General features: G+C 54.6%; 12 protein-coding genes. 3 read left to right on the plus strand and 9 right to left on the minus strand.

Annotated elements, in window-relative coordinates:
- Positions 1-19: 19 nt before the first annotated feature.
- The 7 genes from VPK24_RS16895 to psb32 form a co-directional block, all read right to left on the minus strand.
- Complete coding sequence (locus tag VPK24_RS16895) at positions 20-703, minus strand: class I SAM-dependent methyltransferase (RefSeq protein WP_393015122.1); 684 nt, start codon at positions 701-703, stop codon at positions 20-22.
- Between the two features lie 220 nt (positions 704-923).
- Positions 924-1,841 (minus strand): thylakoid membrane protein ThyD, encoded by a 918-nt coding sequence (gene thyD / locus VPK24_RS16900; protein WP_393015124.1) that lies wholly within the window; start codon positions 1,839-1,841, stop codon positions 924-926.
- 231 nt (positions 1,842-2,072) lie between these two features.
- Entirely contained in the window at positions 2,073-2,504 is a 432-nt protein-coding gene (gene psb28 / locus VPK24_RS16905) for a photosystem II reaction center protein Psb28 (RefSeq protein WP_393015125.1), read from the minus strand.
- Between the two features lie 233 nt (positions 2,505-2,737).
- Complete coding sequence (locus VPK24_RS16910) at positions 2,738-3,742, minus strand: acetyl-CoA carboxylase carboxyltransferase subunit alpha (protein ID WP_393015127.1); 1,005 nt, start codon at positions 3,740-3,742, stop codon at positions 2,738-2,740.
- Positions 3,743-3,840: 98 nt separating this feature from the next.
- Positions 3,841-4,872 (minus strand): long-chain acyl-[acyl-carrier-protein] reductase, encoded by a 1,032-nt coding sequence (locus tag VPK24_RS16915; protein ID WP_099535008.1) that lies wholly within the window; start codon positions 4,870-4,872, stop codon positions 3,841-3,843.
- 380 nt (positions 4,873-5,252) lie between these two features.
- Entirely contained in the window at positions 5,253-5,954 is a 702-nt protein-coding gene (locus tag VPK24_RS16920) for an aldehyde oxygenase (deformylating) (protein ID WP_393015128.1), read from the minus strand.
- A 639-nt stretch (positions 5,955-6,593) separates the two neighbouring features.
- Complete coding sequence (gene psb32, locus VPK24_RS16925; RefSeq protein ID WP_393015129.1) at positions 6,594-7,322, minus strand: photosystem II repair protein Psb32; 729 nt, start codon at positions 7,320-7,322, stop codon at positions 6,594-6,596.
- Positions 7,323-7,747: 425 nt separating this feature from the next.
- On the opposite strand from psb32, the gene VPK24_RS16930 reads away from it, so the two are divergent.
- Complete coding sequence (locus tag VPK24_RS16930; protein ID WP_393015131.1) at positions 7,748-8,485, plus strand: DUF554 domain-containing protein; 738 nt, start codon at positions 7,748-7,750, stop codon at positions 8,483-8,485.
- Positions 8,486-9,050: 565 nt separating this feature from the next.
- On the opposite strand, the gene VPK24_RS16935 is transcribed toward VPK24_RS16930, so the two are convergent.
- Positions 9,051-9,266 (minus strand): hypothetical protein, encoded by a 216-nt coding sequence (locus tag VPK24_RS16935; RefSeq protein WP_393015133.1) that lies wholly within the window; start codon positions 9,264-9,266, stop codon positions 9,051-9,053.
- Here VPK24_RS16935 and VPK24_RS16940 point away from each other — a divergent pair.
- Both VPK24_RS16940 and VPK24_RS16945 read left to right on the plus strand, forming a co-directional pair.
- Positions 9,265-13,035 (plus strand): GAF domain-containing protein, encoded by a 3,771-nt coding sequence (locus tag VPK24_RS16940; protein ID WP_393015135.1) that lies wholly within the window; start codon positions 9,265-9,267, stop codon positions 13,033-13,035. The two genes, VPK24_RS16935 and VPK24_RS16940, sit on opposite strands and share 2 nt — an antisense overlap.
- 795 nt (positions 13,036-13,830) lie before the next feature.
- Positions 13,831-15,795: a GAF domain-containing sensor histidine kinase gene (locus tag VPK24_RS16945; RefSeq protein ID WP_393015137.1), complete on the plus strand. Its 1,965-nt coding sequence runs from the start codon at positions 13,831-13,833 to the stop codon at positions 15,793-15,795.
- 44 nt (positions 15,796-15,839) lie between these two features.
- On the opposite strand, the gene VPK24_RS16950 is transcribed toward VPK24_RS16945, so the two are convergent.
- Positions 15,840-16,576 (minus strand): tetratricopeptide repeat protein (locus VPK24_RS16950; protein WP_393015139.1); only part of this gene is annotated, 737 nt, incomplete at its 5' end.

Consider the following 16,576-nt stretch of genomic DNA (forward strand, 5'->3'; position numbering starts at 1 on the left):
TCCAAGGGGCGGCCCATGTCTAGCTTGCCAGATTTGGGCAGGGACGGCGGCGAGCGAGGGTCATCCCATCCCCGATCGGGACGAGGCTTAGATCCACCCGCGGGTCTTGGTGCAGCCGAGCATTGAATTCGCGAATCGCTTCCGTGTTGTTTTCCTGGTTGGTAGGATCGGCCACGCGCCCGGCCCACAGCACATTGTCAATGGCGATGAGGCCGCCGGGGCGCACCAGGGCCAGGCAGCGATCGAGATAGTTGGGGTAATTTTTTTTGTCCGCGTCAATGAAAGCGAAATCAAAGCAATCTGCCTGACCGTCCGCTAGCAATTGATCGAGCGTCTCGAGGGCCGGCGCAATTCGCAGATCGATTTTGTGGGCAACGCCGGCCCGCTGCCAAAATTCCTGGGCGATCGCGGTGTCGTTGGCGCTCACGTCGCAGGCCACAATCCGCCCCCGATCGGGCATGGCCAAGGCAACCGAAAGGGTGCTGTAGCCCGTGAAGGTTCCCACCTCGATCGCCCGCTCAGCCCCAATCAGTTGCACCAACAGGGCCATGAACTGGCCCTGTTCCGGCGCAATTTGCATTTGGGCGGCGGGGTGGCGCGCGGTCACCTGACGCAGTTCCTGCAAAATTGGCGCTTCCCGCAGGGACACGGCCAACAAATAGTCGTAGAGGCGATCGCTCAGATCCAGCGTGCGAGGAGACATGGCAGAGGGGGGCGGGCGAGATTACGGATGCCAGAGATATCAAGAGATATCAGTAGATATCGATGGATATCCATAGATATCCATCATGGAAACAATGCCAGAAAAGCCGGAGACGCGAATGCCGGAGATCCAAATGCCGGAGACTCTGCGCCAGAAAGGGGCAAGCACCACCGGGCAGCGGGGGCATCCACCGTTTTGGTTCCCCTGGCCCCGACAAGCCCTAGACGATCGCGCGCAAGGCCGCCGACAAATCCCCATAGTCAAACTGGAAGCCCGCCTGTTGGGCCCGATCGGGCAGCACACATTGACCTTCCAGCACCACCTGAGCCGCTTCCCCCAGCAATAGATCCAGCGCAAAGGCAGGCACCGGCAACCAAGAGGGGCGATTCAGCAAACTGCCCAGCACCTGGCACAGTTCCCCCATCCGCACCGGCTTGGGAGCGGTGGCGTTATAAACCCCGCTGAAGCTGGGATCCTTGAGCGATCGCTCAATCAGATTCACCATATCCATCAAGTGAATCCAGGAAAACCACTGTTGACCCGTGCCCAAGGGGCCGCCCGCAAAGGCCCGAAACACCGGCAGCATTTTGCCCAAAGCACCCCCATCTCCCAGCACAATGCCCGTGCGCAAAATCACCAACCGGGTTTGCTGGGCCGTGACGGCCTGGGCTTCCGCTTCCCAAGCTTGGCAAACCTGGGCCAAAAAGCCCTGGCCGGCCGAGCTGGCCTCGGTGAAGGTGGCCGTTTCGCTGGGGCCATAGAACCCGATCGCGGAGGAATTCACCAAAACGGCGGGTTTGGGATTGGCCGCCGCGATCGCCTCCACAATCCGCCGAGTTCCCAGTTGGCGACTGTCTAAAATTTCCTGCTTGCGGGCCGTGGTCCAGCGGACTTCCGCGATCGGCGCACCGGCCAGGTTCACCACCCCATCGCACCCCGCGATCGCCTGTTGCCAATCGCCAGCGGCCGTGGGTTCATAGCCCATAATCGACAGGTTGGGAAAGGCCGATCGGGGAAAACAGCGCTCCGCCCTTGCCCGATCGCGACTGAAAAGCACCAGGGAATCCCCTTGCTGATTCAACCGCTGCACCAAGGCACGGCCAACGAAACCGGTTGCTCCAGTGATTGCAACTTTCATGGGGGACTCTTCGCCAGAAAAACGGTAGAAACGCGGGATTTGAATGGATAGATTTGCGCAACGGATCTGAGTGATTTTGGCTGAGTAGCCTTGAATGACTCAGATCCCGAGAACGCATCATCCATGCCTAAAGATCGACTCATCCTATTGTCGATCCATTGTCGATTTGTCGATCGGCCCCCATGAATTAGCCGTTGATTCACCCACCCGATCGCCGGCCATGGCGATCTCCTAGCGAGGGGCATAGCCCATTCCATTGGCATCGGCATAGCGATTCATGAACCGCATGAACCGATCCCACTGTTCCGGGATTTCAATCCGAAATTGGCATTCAAACCGTTCAAAATCATCACCTTCGGGCCCGCCGAAGATAAACCGCACGCTGGAAGGTTCTACCAAAATGTCACCTTCCTCATCTCGCAGGCGCAGACTCCCGGAAAACCGATTGGTCACGGCCCGAAAGCGCTCAATGCAGTTCAGTTGCTCAAAAACCATCATCACGATCTTTGCACCCGTGGCGGGATCCCGTCGCAGGCTCACGTTGCTGGGATCTTCAACCACCCCATCAAAAAATTCCATAGATGGGGCGATCGCACTGTCGATCGCGCCGCTGGTCGCATCGCTCATAGATACCTCCAAGGCCCCTGCGAGACTGATCCCCACGGGAAAAATACAGGGTGCTCATTTCTATGATCCGATAGAGACAAGGAGTTTAGGGTCTATTTTCATTTCCCGCAATCAAGGGAAAACTGTCGATTTGCCATACCCTAACCACCCCCGACAAGGGGCTTAAGCCCCTTGTTCCCCACGATCTGACAACGGTGGAATCAGGGTTTCAGGCAATTGGGCGATCGGCCCTCAACCCCTTGCCTAATTGGATCTGCCCACGGCAACGGCTACGAAACGGAGGTTGCCAGCGATTCGATCGGCCCTTCGGTGAATTGACCGATTTTGCGGAATTTCTGATAGCGGCGATCGCGCCGGGCCTGGGGCGACAGGCTCAGGAGTTGTTCCAAGGCCCGCACGATCGCCTGCTTCAGGGTTTCGGCCGTTTCCAGCGGGTTGGAGTGGGCCCCGCCCAAGGGTTCCGACAAAATTTCATCCAAAATCCCCAAATCCTTCAGATCACGCGCCGTGATCTTCAAGGCTTCGGCGGCTTGGGCCGCTTTGCCCGCATCTCGCCACAAAATTGAGGCGCAAGCTTCCGGCGAAGCCACAGTGTAGACCGAGTGCTCAAACATCATCAGCCAGTCGCCAACGCCAATTCCCAGGGCCCCGCCGGAGCCGCCTTCGCCAATGATGGTGCAAAGGATGGGCACATTGAGCCGGAACATTTCCCGCAGGTTATAGGCGATCGCCTCGCCTTGGCCCAGCCGCTCGGCATCGACCCCCGCCCAAGCACCGGGCGTGTCAATAAAGGTAATGATCGGCATTCCGAATCGATCGGCATGTTCCATCAGGCGCATGGCCTTGCGATAGCCGCCGGGGGTTGCCATGCCAAAATTTCGGGCCACGTTGTCTTTGGTGTCGCGGCCTTTTTGGTGGCCCAAAATCACCACGGGCATTCCGTCCAAACTGGCCACACCACCCACGATCGCCGGGTCATCTCCCCCGCGCCGATCGCCGTGCAACTCCAGCCAATCATCGGTCATGGCGTTGATGTAGTCCAAGGTGCTGGGGCGGCGGGGATGGCGAGCCACTTGCAACCGCTGCACCGCCGACAAACCGCCGTAGACCTCTTGGCGCAACTGGTTCGATCGCTCCTCCAATTGCTGGATTTGATCGCTCACATCCACCCCGTTCTCCTCCGCGAGGCGACGGATCCGCTCAATGCGCTCTTGCAGATCCACGAGCGGCTTTTCAAAGTCCAGATACAGGGGTTTTCGATTTGCAGTAGCCATAGGTCAAGCACAGGCGCGATCGCGCAACGGTCGTGATTGCCAACTTCGGTAGGGGCCCCGGTGGGCAACGGGGCCCCCGAAAGTGGCGCATGGGGTCTTTAGCCGACAGGATCGAGCAACAAGGGTTTGAAACCGTGCTTAATCGAAGCTTCTCCGATTTGCAGCATCTTCTCGATGGTGATTTGGTTGCGGTTCCACGAAAAATTCGTATACCACTTCTCAAATTCCAACAGCATCGATTCTCCAAAGCAAGCAAAGATGTGGCGCTTCGGATTCACCATCCCGATCGCCCGCATGATTCGCGAGTCAATGTCTAGGGTGTGCTCCACAATACCACCGCTCAACACATGCACACCCGGCGCTTGAATTTTGGTGCCCATGTTTTTCGGATAGCCACCATCGATGATCAGGCAAGGCTTTTTCAGCATTGTCGGATCAATTTCCACACCCTTGGGCATACTGGCCACCCAAACGATAATGTCTGCCAGGGGCAAAGATTCTTCCAAGGACAAAATTTTGCCGCGTCCCAGATCGTCCCGCAGCGCTTGCAGGCGATCTTCCTGGCGTGCAATCAGCAACAAGTCCTGGATATTTGTGCGGGCATTGAGCCACTGACAAACGGCGCTGCCGATATCGCCCGTGGCTCCGCAAACGGCCACGGTCGCTCGGGACAGTTCCAGATTCAACCGCTTGGCCATCTCTTCCACTTGGCGGCAGATGATGTAAGCCGTGTGCGTGTTGCCGGTGGTGAAGCGAGCAAAATCTAGCTCCACATTCCGCACCAAACGGGTTTGAGACAAATTGAAATTTTCAAACACGATCGAGGAAAAGCCCCCCAGCGCCGTCACCGACAACCCCAGCTTTTGGGCATGGGCCATCGCATTCAGCACCTTGCGCACAGCGGTTTTCCCGCGATTGCTGGTGAGCATTTCCGGCAAAAATCCCGAGTCAATATACTGACCTTCGATTTCTTGTCCAGTGGCGCTCTTCACCCGCACGGTATCGACCGCTTGGGGCGGCGCACTGCACCAAAACTCCAAATCCCGATCGGCACATTCGGGAAGACCCAACTCGCGCGCGATTTCGTGCGTTCTTTCTAAGCTGGGGGAGTGACCGATAAGACCAAACATCTCTTTGCTAAACGGGTTGAAGGGGGATAAGGAAGCGAAGGGAACGAACAGGGAAGCGCAGGAATCCAACCCATTGCACAAGCCCATCACAGAGTCATCAAAGCAGCGGTTTGGGCCAGAATCAGCCGCTTTGGCTACTGATTTGGCCTTTTACTGGTTCTGCCCTTTTGCAAGCCTTGTCAGGACGGGCCGGGCTGGGGTGACTGCGTTCAAGAACATGACCCCGATCGCCAAATCATCACGATCGAGGTCGGAGACTGCACAGCAACAGTCTTGGGAAATCATGGCCCCACGGTGGGCGCGAATCCAAGGCGATCGATCAGCGGGAATTGGGCTGGGGGCCCCAGCGTGAACTGGAACCCCACAAGCCCGCCCCCGCCTTAGGCGGCAGCGGCTGCCAAGCCGGCCGTCAGCATTCGCAAGGTTTCACGGGTGGTGAAGCCAATGTTTTGCAGCGCTTCTTGGTAGGCGATCGTGAAGTCTTCCATCAAGGCTTCCTTCTCCATCCCCAGCACCAGTGCGTCAGCGGCCACCTCGTCTAACATGCGCCAGACGATCGCCAGGTTTTCGCGGTTGGCACGCTCTAGCTCATCTTTAGCGCTTTCAAAGTTCGCCTTAAGCCATTGCTCGCCAAAGTTCAGGTGCAGATATTCATCCTTGACCACGCTTTCCGTGATTTTGCGGGCAAAATCATCGGCGTGGGGGATGTAGACGTTGTAAGCCGAGATCGCAAAAGCTTCGATAATCAGCGCTTGGATCAGCAGACAGGTGACGATGTTGCCATCGGCCGCAGCCTTTTGGAAGTTGCCGTGCAAATCCGAAAAGAACTTCTTGGCAAAGTCCATATCGGGGGTCACGTTCAGGTTTTTGCCGCAGGCGGTGAAGCCTTTTTTGTGGCGGGCCTCCATTTTGGCCAGGTCAGCCAATTCTTCGGCATGGGTGGGCATCAGCTCGGCTAGACGCACGTAGTTGCTGGCGGCTTCGTCTTCGCCCTCAATCACGATCGCATTGATGCGGCTGTAGGCATCTTTGTAGGTTTCACTTTGGTAGTCGATCGCAGCGGGTGCCTCGAGTTGCGGCATAGGTAGTTTTTCTCCTCGTGGGTAACGGTCGGAAAACGTTGACTGAGATCGGGTTGCTCATCACTGGAGGGCTGCACTGAGAGCTGCAACACCTACGCGCGGCTGCTTTCCGGCGCTGTCCCGAACAAATATTTGAAATTCTATCACCCTAGCCATAGGTTCCCAGGGGGGAAGGGAAGTCAGGATGGGGGGTAATCAGCGATTGAATTTTGCAAGCATCTGGCCCAGGGTGGGGGCTGATCGAGCCGGTCTGTGTTGATTCGGGCTGATGGCGGGCTATGGGTCAGTGCCCCTTGAATTGGTCAGGAAGCTTCCTAGAGCTGAGCCTAAAGATGAGCAGAACTAACCGGAAGGAATTACTACTATCAAGAGTGTTAATGGTTTTATTAATTGTGCCCGTAATCGTGCCTGAATTTCGGCGAAATTGGTCTTGATTGGGGAAGGGCAGGAAATTTTTGCCCCTCCCATTAGACTGCCCCAGGCCAGCCCCCGCAACGCGAGATGACTTGAAAGACGACCATAGCCAAGGTTACGGCTTTTGCCAGGGCCCCAGAAACTCTGGCAACTCGGAAGCACCCAGCCAACCGCAGGTCTAGGTCTGAAGACATCTCCGCCAGCACGGGCCCAAAAACCTCGGCCTCAGCGCACGTAGGCGAAGTAGGTGACCATGGGGATCACGGTGGCCAAAATCAACAGCACCACCACCAGGATGGTGGAACCATTGCGATCGGTTTCCTCAGCTTTTTTGAAGGTGCTTTCTACGGAAATTTTGCTGACGACAACCGGCGGGCCGGGATCCGGTTCACCGGCCAAAACCACTGCCAGCCGATCTTTGGCTGCGATGAACGCTTCGTTGTAGTTGCCATCGCGGATTGGTACCAGCAGGGTTTCCTGGGCCACGCTGGTGGCAATGTCGGCGGTGAGGGTTGCTTGGGCGTTGCTGCCCACCTCGATCGCCGCATCGTTGGTGACCGCATCCAACACCATCAGCACCTGGTTGGCTTGGTCTTCGGCTTCCGGAAACCAGGTTTCAAATAATTCTTGGGCAAAGCTATCGATCGTTTCGCCATAGTCCAAGCGGCGGAACGTCACAAACCGAACTTCTGATCCCGTAGACTGGGCCACATCACGCAGGGACTTTTCAAGACTACTTTTAGTGAGGCGACTGAACAAATCGGCGCGATCGAGCACCCAAGTTTGCGGGTCAAAGGGCGGCATGTCATACACCCCCGTGGCGGCGGCAGGCGCGCTGGCGCTGAACCAAAGGCCAACGGCGGCCACCAACGCCAGAGTCAGGGCCCACAAACGGCGAACTAACGAGTGCTGTGAGCGACGGGGTGGGGCATTAAAAGAGCTGAGTGGGGTCATGGATGATCAGAATTTATGACAAAGATTGGTAGCGCTGATAGTTGGCTCCCTGGCCCATTTTAAAAGCCGGTGTTTCCCCTGGCGCGGCCAAATTGCTCTCAACTAATTCAAATAATTCAAATGATGAGGTCTAATGGCTCCCCAACGAATCCCAATCAGCCCGCAAATCAGCCCCGTGCGATCGCCTGAAATGCCCCTACTAGCATGGCTGCCTTAATTCACTGGGTTAAATTACATGGCGGTTACCGTCACCTGATCGTTAAGCAGCAGGATGCTCAAGCCCCTTGTTGCCACGACTGGCTCCGCAACTTTGACCCAATATATTCAGCATGTCATGCTACTACGCTGGTCGATTGTGTTGCGTGATCGGGGCGTTCGCACCCCCGTCTTCTCAACCTGCTCGCTTAACCTTCCCCGATCGCCCCATGGCCCCCTTTAATCCCCTCAGCGGAACCATCATCAACATTGCCACCATCTTGGTTGGCAGCGGCCTGGGCTTGTTGTTGCGCAACTACTGGTCTGCCAACATGCTGCAAATCGTCACCCAAGGCGTGGCGCTAATTGTGATTTTGGTGGGGTTGCAAATGGCCCAAAGCCTGAGCCGACTTCAGGGTATTGCGATCGATGGGATTGTGTTGGGGCTGGTGGCGCTGGTGGTGGGTGGCCTGGTGGGAGAAGCCTTGGCGATCGAACGCCGCTTGCAACAGTGGGGCGACTGGCTCAAGAGCAAAGTCAAGGGCGACGGTCAATTCACCGAAGGCTTTGTGGCAGCCAGTTTGTTGTTCTGCGTGGGGCCCATGGCCCTGGTGGGCTGCCTGAACAACGGCCTCACCGGCGACGATCGAATCTTGATTCTCAAGGCCTCCATGGACGGCCTGGCGGCGATCGCCCTGGCCGGTAGCTCCGGGTTGGGGGTGGCCTTTTCGGTGTTGCCCCTGGGGATCTATCAAGGGGCCCTGTCCCTGGCGGCGGGCTTGCTGACCCAATTTGTGCCCAACCCAGCCACCGATCCCCAGGTGTTGGCCCTCACTGGTGTGGGCGGCTTGGCCATTGTGGCGATTGGGTTGAACCTGTTGGCGGTGACTCAAATTCGGGTCGGTTCATTCTTGCCGGCCCTGGCGATCGCTCCGGCTATGTATGCCCTGCTCCGGACGATCAGCTAACCCTGTGGAAAAAGTCATAACAGGGACTGGGAAATGCTTTTCAATCATGCAACCAAAATGAGCCTTCCAGAGCTGGACCATTTTGGTTGCATCAGCGATTCCCGAGAGGTATTAATACTCACCGTCAACAACAGCCAAAACCAAGAGTAGAAATCAGACAGCCCATAATTTCAGCTTTTTTCAAGTATTTCAACTTTTTTTAAGTTCTAATTGTTCTAAACAGATATTTTTGAAAATCCAGAACATCTTCATCATGGTAGACAACGCCTTTTCGCCCTGTTAGCCTAGAAGTTGGGGATTACTAGAAATTGGGAATTATTGAAAGTATTGAGTTTGCGTGATTTGTTTCACTCATTAAGTTTTTTGTGATTAGTGCTTTCAAAGCCCTGATTGCGGGAATTGATCAAGAAAGATTTTTAATTATCAGCCCCTGCGCAGGGAGCATACTCTTCAGAATTAAGTCTTTAACGAATATTCAAGAAAACTATACTTGTGTAAATTAATACCTGATCTAACCCTGATTCTCTCTCATTTCCAGACCATTACCAATCAAAATTCATCTATCCTAGAAATAGGGATAAGAAACCCTGAAAGCAGAAAATGACGAATTGGGGCAAGCTGTGCGCAGTTTTAACCCTTTTTTTGATTTTTCTACGTCCTTTGGAATTTCATTATATTCGCCCGATTCGGTTGGGGTGGGAAGATTTTGCTCTGTGTAGCTTTTGCAAGCATCAGTGCAATCAATTCGTTCTCCCTGAATTACCGCGCTATCTTGATCCATGAGCCAACTACGCCTCAACACCGCTGTCACTCCGCCGATGCAATCACCGACAAAAGTTTTATTAATTGGGGCTTCCAAGAGCGAAGTAAAAGTTTATACCAGTTATTTGCAAGCAATCTTGCAAAGTGATTTTCACCGGCAATATGAAATTTTGGTTCCGCCAAGTCGAGAGCAGGGCATTGATTGGTGGCGATCGCACCGGCCCGATGTGGTGCTGTTAGATTTGATCGATCGCGCGGGCATTCAAGTGCTCGAAAGTCTCCACGGGGACATCAAACACCAATTGCCACTGCCGGTGATTGTGTTAATTCAAGCCCACCAAGAATCCTTGGCAGAACAGGCCCTGAAGCTGGGGGCCATGGATTATTTAGTGAAAGAGCATCTAACCAGTTTAGCCCTCCGCAAAACAGTGGCCGCTGTGCTGTTGCATCGCAGTTTGGTTAAGCAGGCGATCGAACAAAAGCTTGAACCAGAACCCAAGCTAGATCTGGAACTTTCTCAGCCACCGATCTCTAAACGTGCTCAGCCCTTGACAGCTTCCTGTTTTGCATCTTCTGAGTTATTAACTGAGTCACATCCCTATCTCTCCCTTGATATTTACGATCAACAACAACTCAACGCAATTTTGAAGCAGCAACTGGCTGCTATTGAATGCGCCAAAGATGGGATCGCCATTCTCAAGGAAGATACTTACGTTTACCTCAACCAATCCCATTTGGAAATGTTTGGGTATGACAGCTCAGAACAGCTCTTGGGAAAGTCTTGGCGCAGTCTCTATAGCGAGGCAGAATTAGATCGCTTTAAACGAGAAATTTTTCCAATTTTGCTCCGCGATCGGGCTTGGCAAGGGGAAGCCATTGCCCAACGGTCTGATGGGAGTAGTTTTGATGAGGGGTTATCCCTCACCGTCACGGACGATGGATTATTAATTTGCGTTTGTCGTGATATCAGCGCCCAAAAACAGGCCGAGCGCGAGTGCCACGCCTCCCAACAGCTCCTGCAAGGCATTTTGGATACGGTTCCAATTGCTGTTTTTTGGAAGGATCAACGCCTGAAATATCAGGGCATTAATAACTACAGCGCCACAACCATTGGTCTAAGTTCTGCCGAGGAATTAATTGGAGTCGGAGACGATCAACTACCTTGGGATCCAGAAACCCTGGCACGGATCCAAGAAGAAGATCGACAAGTTTTGCGATCGGGAAGAGCTACCCTCCGCTGCGAACGGGAATATGGCTTAGTTGATGGCTCGACGATTTGGTTAGAAACCAACAAAATTCCACTCAAAGATGCTCATGGCCGAATTTTGGGCATTTTGGGAACAGCCCAGGAAATTACAAGACGGAAGCAGGCTGAGGCTACTTTAAAAAAACAAGCCGAAAGTGAGCACTTAGCACTCATGATTGCTGAACGAATTCGGCAATCTTTGGATTTGCAAACCATTTTTGATGTGGCTTGTAATGAAATTCGAGCCGTGCTACAAGCCGATCGGGTTGGAATTTTTCAGTTCTATCCCCAAACGGACTATGACGATGGTTGCTTTGTAGCGGAATCGGTAATTCCACCCTATTCTTCCGCCCTCAGTCTTCGCATTCATGACCATTGCTTTGGAGATAACTACTCCCAGCTTTATGCCAATGGTCGCTATTTTGTGGTGGATGACATTTACAACAACGGTCTCACCCAATGCCACAGCGATATTCTGGCCCAATTTGAAGTGCGGGCTAATTTGGTGATGCCGCTGCTTTGTGGTTCAGAACTGTGGGGTTTACTGTGCATTCATCAGTGCGATCGCCCGCGCCATTGGCTGCCGGATGAGGTGGAATTAGCCCACCGGCTTTCGAATCAATTAGCGATCGCAATTCAACAGTCCAGTCTCTATTACCAAGTACAGCAGGAATTGGAGGTGCGTCAACAGGCCGAATTACGCATCAGCCGCCAGTTACAGGAACAAACCGTTCTGGCACAAATTACCGAACGCATTCGGCAGTCCTTAGATTTGCACCAAATCTTAAACACCGTAACCCAGCAAGTGCAAGCGGTGATGCAGTGCGATCGGGTGATTGTGTTTCAACTGTTTGATGATGGCCGCAGCGCAATTGTCGAAGAAGCCGTCCTTGAAGGATTAGTCCACCTCAAGGATCGCCACTGGGAAGATGAAGTTTGGTCTTCGGAAATTTTGGAATTGTATTGGCAAGGCAAGGCCAGAATTGTGGCCGACGTGATGGACGATCGCTGGACCGATTGCCTGCGGGAATATTCCCAAGAGGGCCAAATTCAATCCAAAATTGTGGCTCCGATTTTGCAGGAAGCCTTTTCCCACGAAGATCACCGCTGGGTTGCCCCCACCGCACCCAACAGACTCTGGGGAGTTTTGGTGGTTCATGCTTGCCATGAAAAGCGGGTTTGGCAAGAATCTGAAGCTCAATTGCTGCAACAAATTGCTAACCAATTGGCGATCGCCATTCAGCAAGCTACCTTGGTCGATCGACTGAAACAGGAACTGACCCAACGGCAAGCCGCCCAAGCACAACTCACCGAGCGCAACCAACAGCTTGCCCTCAACAACGAAGAATTAGCCCGAGCCACCCGCCTCAAGGATGAATTCTTGGCCAATATGAGCCATGAATTACGAACCCCGCTCAATGCCATTTTGGGCATTGTGGAAGGGCTGCAAGAGGATGTGTTTGGCCCCGTTTCCGAGCAACAAATCAAAGTGCTGCAAATCATTGACCGCAGCGGCAATCATTTGTTGTCCCTGATTAACGACATTTTGGATCTGGCCAAAATTGAAGCGGGGCGAGTGGAATTGGTCTACAACGACGTGGAAGTTCGCCCCCTTTGCGATTCCAGTTTGGCCTTTGTGAAACAACAGGCTTTGGAAAAACGGATTCGCCTGAGCACCAAATTGCCCCGGGACTTTCCGCCCATCCGCATTGATGAACGGCGAGTGCGGCAGGTGTTGATCAACCTGTTAAATAATGCGGTGAAGTTCACCTCAGAAGGTGGCTCAATTTTGCTGGAGGTGGGCTATGCCAACCTGGACGGCTCGATCGACCAGCCCGACCCCAACGGCCAAAACCTTTACGAAGCCCTGCGGTTCAGCGTCACTGACACCGGCATCGGCATCAGCGAAGAAAACGTGAAACGGCTCTTTCAGCCCTTCATTCAGGTGGATAGCGCCTTGAACCGTCAATACGAAGGAACCGGCCTGGGCCTGGCCCTGGTGAAGCGGATTGTGAACCTTCACGGAGGCATCGTGAACGTCACCAGCACCTTGGGTCAAGGCAGTTGCTTTTTCTTCACACTGCCCCTCACGCAGGCCGTACCAGCAGCAGCGGTCAGCGGCCAAGGCGCTGAGGTAACGGAAACCACATCGCTGCTGGAGGGGCCCGCATCAGCGCCCTTGATTTTGCTGGTGGAAGACAACGAAGCGAACATCGTCACCGTGTCGTCCTATTTGGATACGAAGGGCTATCGGCTATTGGTGGCCCGGGACGGAGCCGCCGCCGTGACTTTGGCTACCCTGGAGCGGCCCGACCTGATCTTGATGGATATCCAAATGCCCGGGGTGGATGGCATTGAAGCGATGCGGCAAATTCGCAATGATGAGGAACTGGCGGACGTGCCAATTATTGCGCTCACGGCCCTGACCATGCCGGGCGATCGGGAGCGTTGCTTGCAAGCGGGGGCCAACGATTACCTCAGCAAGCCCATGCGCCTGAAGCAATTGATGGAATTAATCCAAAAATGGCTACTCAATCGCTAGGGTTCACCCGAATCCGTTAGGCGATCGCTCGCTAACCAAGCCGAATTAGGTCGTTTTCGTAACTAATTTGTCATGAAAACCCTTCACATTCGGGAATTTCGCGTTTTTGGGAGCTTATTCCCGAGTTTTTCGCCTTTAGCCGCTACCGTAGGCCCCCATCAGGGCAATCCCGACCCTTAGTTCGCAGTTCGCAAACAACACGATTTGCGAGCGATCGCCATGCGGTTTCTTGCACCAATCAAGACCCGCACCCACATCTCTGTCCCCCATCAGGCTAGCTGACTGACAAAATTGTCAAAATTGCTCAACTGGTAGGTTGGTTTGAGGCCCGTGGCTTGCTTCCCGCAGGGTCATCCAACAACCACAAAGATTGCAAAAATTGCATGGATTGCGTTGGATTTTGCAAAGCTCAACCCAACCTACTAGCGTGGCTGCCTTAATTCGCTGGGTTAAATAATATGGCTGTTACCGCCACCTGATCGTTAAGCAGCAAGATGCTTAAGCCCCTTGTTACCACGACTGGCTCCGCAACTTTGACCCAATGTATTAAGCCTGTCGCGCTACTACTGCTAGGGCAAATTGAGTATCAATGCGGACTTTTGAAATTCGGTTTTTGAGCCATCCTATAACAGGATTCAAGCTCCGATTGAGCACAAGAATGCCTGAGGCGAATCACTGGTTTCTTGGGCGTTTTTATAGATGGCATTTTCGTAACTAGCGTTTTCGTAACTAGCGTTTTCGTGAATACAGATTTTCATTAGCACTCTGACCGAAACTCCACCGCATTTAATCCCTATGAGCTTTGCGAATCCTGCAATCCACTCTCCTTTGATGGCTCCCGATCGCGCGACCTACTCTTGCTTGAGCGATCGCAATGCACAGATGGTGATCACAGCCTTAAGCCAGTGGGCCTTGCTCGAAAATCAGCTCGATCGCCTGTTTGAGCGGGCCGTGCAGGCGGTGACAGAGGTGCTGAAAGTCTCCTACAGCAGCATTTGGCGCGTGTTGTCCGATCGCCAATCCCTGCGGCGCGTGGCCACCATTCCCGCCGCCGCCAACGAACCCATGGAAGTGACCGTGGCTAACGTGCCCCTGGTGCAGTCGCTCTTCAGCGTGGAATCGCAGTTGCTGGCGGCGAATGTGCCCTTGGGTCACGATTTACAGAACTTTCCCCTTCCCTTGCCCGCCAACAGCCAAAGCGGTTTGCTGCTGGGCGTGGTGGGACGCGATCAACTGCTGGGGCTGCTGGAAATTCACCACGAACAGCCCCGATCGTTCTCGGAAGATGACGTTTATTTCCTGCAAGCCGTGACCAATGTGCTGGCGGGGGCGATCGAACGGCGGCGATCGGAAGCATTGATTGACACCCAAAGCCGTGTCCTCGGTTCGATCGCCCAAGGAGCCAAGCTGCAATTCGTTTTTAATCAACTCTGTGAACTGCTAGAGCAGGAACTTCCCGGAGCCTATTGCTCCATTTTGGTGTTGGATCCGGAGCAAAAATGCCTGCGCGCCGGGGCCGCCCCCAGCCTGCCCAGCGAATTTGCCCGAGGGGTTGATGGGCTGATGATTGGCGAATGTGCGGGATCCTGTGGCACGGCGGCCTATCGCGGCGAGCCAGTCTTTGCCACGGACATTGCCACCAACCCCCTTTGGTCATCCTTTCGAGACTTTGCCCTCAGCCACGGCATCCGTGCCTGCTGGTCGTCGCCCTTTTTGGCCGCCAACGGCGAGGTGTTGGGAACCTTTGCCCTGTCGCACCGGTTTCCCTGCCAGCCCACGGCCTATCACCGGGAGGTGATCAACACCGCCGCCAGCTTGGCCAGCATCGCCATGGAAGCCCACCGCCGGGCCGAAGCCTTGCAAGCCGCCAATCTCTCCTTGGAACAAAAGGTGGAAGAGCGCACCGCCAAGCTTCAAGACACCCTTCAACGATTGCGCCAGGCCCAAGCCCAATTAATCCAAGCGGAAAAGATGTCGAGTTTGGGGCAAATGGTGGCCGGAATTGCTCATGAAATTAACAACCCCACAGCTTTCATTGCGGGGAATTTGTACCACATGGAAACCTATTTCCAGGATTTGGTGAGCATTATTCAGGCCTATCAAGCGGAATATCCCAATCTTTCGCCGGCCATGCGCGATCGCCTGGCAGAATTGGATTTTGACTTCCTCATTGCCGATTTACCGCAAGTGCTCGGCTCCTTACAATCCGGTTGCCAACGGATCACCAACATTGTGTTGGGACTGCGGAATTTTTCCCGCTTGGATGAGTCCAGCATGAAGGCGGTGGATTTGCATGAAGGGCTGGACAACACATTGATGATTTTGAATCACCGATTGATTGATCAGGGCGATCGCCCGGCGATTCAAGTGACCAAGGACTATGGCCCTTTGCCCCCGGTCACTTGCCATGCCAATCAGCTCAATCAGGTGTTTATGAATCTGTTGAGCAACGCGATCGATGCCTTGACCGATCGCTGGGCCCACGAGGGAGCCGGATTTGTGCCCCAATTGCGCATCGCCACGCGCCTCAGCCAGCCCGATCGGGTGCAAATTTCCATCCAGGACAACGGCTTGGGCATTCCCGAAGCGCTGCGATCGAAGATTTTTGAGCCGTTTTATACCACCAAGCCGATCGGCCAGGGCACGGGGCTGGGTTTGGCCATCAGCTACCAAATTGTGCAGGAACAGCACCAAGGATCGCTCGGTTGCCATTCAACGGCCCAGGAGGGAACCACGTTCACCGTGGAAATTCCGATCTAGGCTCACGGGTTGCGGTGCAGAAACCACATCCCCCATTCAACCGGCTAGGGGCGATCGAGTTTGGCGGCCAGGCCCGGAATCGACTTTTGGTGAGCGAGAATGGATTGCCAAATTTTGCGGGCTAAGGTTTTTTCGCCCCTGGCCCAGGCCAAATCCCCCGCTAAGTCTTGCCAATAGATCCGCTGGCGGTAGGGGCACTGGGCTTGGGCTTGGCTGATCAGGCGATCGGCTTCTTCCCAGCGGGCCGGATCGACCTGACCCCAATCGATCAGTAGCCGCACCCGTTGTGTTTGAAGGATGCCTTTGCGGGGCTGCTTTTGAATTTCGGCGGTGAAGTAGCGATCGACGAATTGCCAATCGCCAATGGCGGTTTCGATGTCCTGTTGGCCCGCAGCGGCCGAGCCGCGAATCCAGAGGGCGCGAATGCGATAAAACTCCGTTTTGGGGGTGGAACGAATGGCCCGAATCGCGCGATCGGCATAGGCCCGCGCCTCCGCGAATCGTTGGCATTCCAGTTCCAGTTCCGCCAAGGGCAGTAGCACGAAACTATTTTTAGGCGCGTATTTGAGGGCCCGCTCGAACAGGTCGCGGGCGCGCTCGATTTGCCCTTGCTCTTTTTCCATCAGCGCCCAGGCTTGCAAGGTGGGAGCATTGCGCTGGTCGGCTTGGGCGGCTTGGGCGAACAGCTCGCGGGCGCGCTCGATTTGCCCTTGCTCTTTTTCCATCAGCGCCCAGGCTTGCAAGGTGGGAGCATCGCGCTGGTCGGCTTGGGCGGCTTGGG

It is taken from the genome of Limnothrix redekei LRLZ20PSL1 (genome assembly GCF_043235035.1).
Taxonomy (GTDB): Bacteria; Cyanobacteriota; Cyanobacteriia; order CACIAM-69d; family CACIAM-69d; genus CACIAM-69d.

Excerpts from the sequence above, each read along its gene's own strand:
- VPK24_RS16895 (WP_393015122.1), bottom strand. The coding sequence starts at position 703 with ATGTCTCCTCGCACGCTGGATCTGAGCGATCGCCTCTACGACTATTTG.
- thyD (WP_393015124.1), bottom strand. The coding sequence starts at position 1,841 with ATGAAAGTTGCAATCACTGGAGCAACCGGTTTCGTTGGCCGTGCCTTG.
- VPK24_RS16910 (WP_393015127.1), bottom strand. The coding sequence starts at position 3,742 with ATGGCTACTGCAAATCGAAAACCCCTGTATCTGGACTTTGAAAAGCCG.
- VPK24_RS16915 (WP_099535008.1), bottom strand. The coding sequence starts at position 4,872 with ATGTTTGGTCTTATCGGTCACTCCCCCAGCTTAGAAAGAACGCACGAA.
- VPK24_RS16920 (WP_393015128.1), bottom strand. The coding sequence starts at position 5,954 with ATGCCGCAACTCGAGGCACCCGCTGCGATCGACTACCAAAGTGAAACC.
- psb32 (WP_393015129.1), bottom strand. The coding sequence starts at position 7,322 with ATGACCCCACTCAGCTCTTTTAATGCCCCACCCCGTCGCTCACAGCAC.
- VPK24_RS16930 (WP_393015131.1), top strand. The coding sequence starts at position 7,748 with ATGGCCCCCTTTAATCCCCTCAGCGGAACCATCATCAACATTGCCACC.
- VPK24_RS16940 (WP_393015135.1), top strand. The coding sequence starts at position 9,265 with ATGAGCCAACTACGCCTCAACACCGCTGTCACTCCGCCGATGCAATCA.
- VPK24_RS16935 (WP_393015133.1), bottom strand. The coding sequence starts at position 9,266 with ATGGATCAAGATAGCGCGGTAATTCAGGGAGAACGAATTGATTGCACT.
- VPK24_RS16945 (WP_393015137.1), top strand. The coding sequence starts at position 13,831 with ATGAGCTTTGCGAATCCTGCAATCCACTCTCCTTTGATGGCTCCCGAT.